The sequence below is a fragment of the Pseudomonas sp. S32 genome (genome assembly GCF_016648095.1).
Taxonomy (GTDB): domain Bacteria; phylum Pseudomonadota; class Gammaproteobacteria; order Pseudomonadales; family Pseudomonadaceae; genus Aquipseudomonas; species Aquipseudomonas parafulva.
The window spans coordinates 1-2,974 of record NZ_JACVVF010000100.1 but is presented as its reverse complement, the minus strand read 5'-3'; the positions used below and the strand labels follow the sequence as shown (position 1 = coordinate 2,974).

The 2,974-nt window shown below is 58.7% G+C and carries 2 protein-coding genes and 1 pseudogene; 1 reads left to right on the top strand and 2 read right to left on the bottom strand.

What is annotated here, in order from left to right; translation table 11 throughout:
- Nucleotides 1-156: 156 nt before the first annotated feature.
- Nucleotides 157-309: pseudogene (locus tag IAE38_RS23625) on the bottom strand (D-serine/D-alanine/glycine transporter); the annotation flags it as partial.
- A gap of 723 nt (nt 310-1,032) precedes the next feature.
- On the opposite strand from IAE38_RS23625, the gene IAE38_RS23620 reads away from it, so the two are divergent.
- Nucleotides 1,033-1,320 carry a hypothetical protein gene (locus IAE38_RS23620; protein WP_201162030.1) on the top strand — a complete coding sequence of 96 codons (288 nt, stop codon included), beginning with the start codon at nt 1,033-1,035 and terminating at the stop codon, nt 1,318-1,320.
- A 122-nt stretch (nt 1,321-1,442) separates the two neighbouring features.
- Here IAE38_RS23620 and cycA read toward each other — a convergent pair whose 3' ends face one another.
- Nucleotides 1,443-2,849, bottom strand: a complete 1,407-nt coding sequence (gene cycA, locus IAE38_RS23615; protein ID WP_060481710.1) for a D-serine/D-alanine/glycine transporter — start codon at nt 2,847-2,849, stop codon at nt 1,443-1,445.
- Nucleotides 2,850-2,974: the final 125 nt, after the last annotated feature.

The window sequence follows — 2,974 nt, the reverse complement described above, 5'->3', positions numbered from 1 at the left end:
AAGATCAAGATCAAGATCTACAGCAACAGCAACAGCAACAGCAACAGCAACAGCAACAGCAACAGCAACAGCAACAGCGAGCTGAAATAAGTGCGCAGTTTAATGGGTAATAAGACTGCTCGCAGTGTGAGGGCCGCTTTGCGGCCCCTTGGGCTGTCAGCCGTTACGTACTGCAGTGCGCGGATGGCGCCTGCGGCGTACGCCCTGATAGGTCACTGCCAGCAGCACGAACCAGATTGGCGTGACTACCAGCGCCGAGCGGGTGTCGGCTTGCAGGCTGAGCAGTACTAGGATGAAGGCGAAGAACATTTGATGATGTTTCTGCTGCTTTGTTACTAATGTGTAGTGAGTTAGATACGAAATCTATAAACTCATCTAATTCCCTGGTAGCTCCAAGGTTTCCGAGCTCAGGATCTGGGCACTTGTAGAACATCCAGATCCTGTCCTCCCGGTTAAGGCGACAAGAATGAAGTCCTTCCCCTCTTTATAGATATGCTCAAGTGCTTTTGAAGACGTACTGGCTATCACGTTGCTCATCAGGCCTACCTTGGCTGTTTTTAATAAAGAATAGTGGCTTTTTGATGTCGCGGCAATACGCTTGACGCGTCTGCTGACACTGGTATCAAAGCAATCCTCGCGCCATTTCCAAAACCGCGCGCTCGTCGGCCTTACTGACGTGATCCGATCGCAGAAGATTTTGACACAACTTCACTTGTTGATTACCGTGCCCCACCGCAGTAGATTCTGCGGCACGGGATTGGCGTCCCGCTTACAGAGAGAGAACACACGCATCCGCGACTGTGTTCAGCATGGCTGCATCCGTAATGGGCGGACCCGTGTGTGGGAGCCTTCGGGCTCACCGGCTTCTCTGTCCGGCACGCCAACCCGCACGGCTCCGTCCACCATATTGGCGTGTGGGGGCGGAGTGTCATTACAGAGAACCGCAAGGATATGCATCATGCTCAAGAAGATCGTCCCAGATCCACCCTACGCATTTGGATACATCACACCCTGTGACGGTGAGGTGCAGGTATGAGCCAGAATCTCCTCAGTCCGAAGCCCCGGCCAGTTACCGCGATCTCCCATTTTGGCACCTGCAATAACGCGCACCCCCCGGTATTGACCGTGCAGGCAGGCGTCGATAGCGAAGATGCATTGGTTTGTGCAGTGGCGGCGTTGAAAGCGGCGTACGAGACTAATGCTATTGCGCTGGAGAAAGCGCCTGATCCATTACGGAGTTTGCTAACTGCTACAGAGAATTCCCTGGAGAAAGGCTTGGCGCTTGCTGAAGCGGTTTTGGAAGGTTTGGAGCAAAGATAATCTTGCTGCCGGCTGCGCGCCTCTAGGTGCCAATAGGCCTCTGCCACGTCGGCCAAGGTAACTCACGCCCGCTTGGAGAGACCTATCGCTGGGTGAGGGCCGCTTTGCGGCCCCTTGGGCTGTCAGCCGTTACGTACTGCCGTGCGCGGATGGCGCCTGCGGCGTACGCCTTGGTAGGTCACTGCCAGCAGCACGAACCAGATAGGCGTGACCACCAGCGCCGAGCGGGTGTCGGCTTCCAGGCTGAGCAGTACCAGGATGAAGGCGAAGAACGCCAGGCACACGTAGCACATGAAACGCCCGCCCGGCATCTTGTACTTCGAGGCCTGGTGCAGCGGCGCACGGTGCTTGCGGTAGCTCAGGTACGACAGCAGGATCAGCGTCCAGACGAACATGAACAGCACCGCCGACACCGTGGTCACCAGGGTGAACGCCTCGATCACGTTTGGCACCAAGTAGATCAGCACCGCACCCAGTAGCAGGCAGAGGCACGAGAAGTACAGGCCGTTAGCCGGCACGGCGCGGCGTGACAGTTTCTCGAACGCTTTGGGCGCGTCGCCCTCCTGGGCCAGGCCAAACAGCATGCGGCTGGTGGAGAACACGCCGCTGTTCGCCGACGAGGCTGCCGAGGTCAGCACCACGAAGTTGATGATGCTGGCTGCTGCCGGCAGGCCGGCCAGCACGAACAGCTCAACGAACGGGCTCTTGCCTGGCACCACGTCACGCCATGGCGTAACGGCCATGATCGCGATCAGCGCAAGCACGTAGAACACGATGATGCGGATCGGGATGGAGTTGATCGCCCGGGGCAGGGTGCGCTCGGGGTTCTTGGCTTCGGCGGCGGTGGTGCCCACCAGCTCGATGCCGACGAAGGCGAACACAGCGATCTGGAAGCCGGCGAAGAAGCCCATGACCCCATGCGGGAACATCCCGGCGTCGTTCCACAGGTTGGCCAGTTGCGCAGTACGCCCGCTTGGCGAGGTGAAGCCGGTGACCACCATGTACAGGCCGGTGGCGACCAGGCCGAGGATGGCGATGATCTTGATCAGCGCGAACCAGAACTCCATCTCGCCGAACAGCTTGACCGTGACCAGATTCAGCGACAGCAGCACCGCCACGCAGGTCAGTGCCGGTATCCACTGGGGAAGGTCCGGGAACCAGAATTGCGTGTAGGCAGCGATGGCGACCACGTCGGCGATGCCGGTGACCACCCAGCAGAACCAGTACGTCCAGCCGGTGAAGTAGCCGGCCCAAGGGCCGAGCAGGTCGGCGGAAAAGTCGATGAACGATTTGTAGTTCAGGTTCGACAGCAGCAGCTCGCCCATGGCACGCATGACGAAGAACAGCATGAAGCCGATGATCATGTAGACGAAGATGATCGACGGGCCGGCCAGGCTGATGGTCTTGCCCGAGCCCATGAACAGGCCGGTGCCGATGGCGCCACCGATGGCGATCAGCTGGATGTGGCGGTTGGTGAGGTTGCGCTGCAGGTGCTGTTCTTCAGGTGGGTTGGGTACGGTTTGCGTCATAGGCTGCATTCCCTTGTAAAGGTCTGTCTTCTTGTCTGAGCTAGCCGGCTAGGCTAACACGCTCGTCCCATTTCGGGGCGCGACAGATCGACTCGACTTTTGGGTAGCAGGGGGTGGGGGGGGGG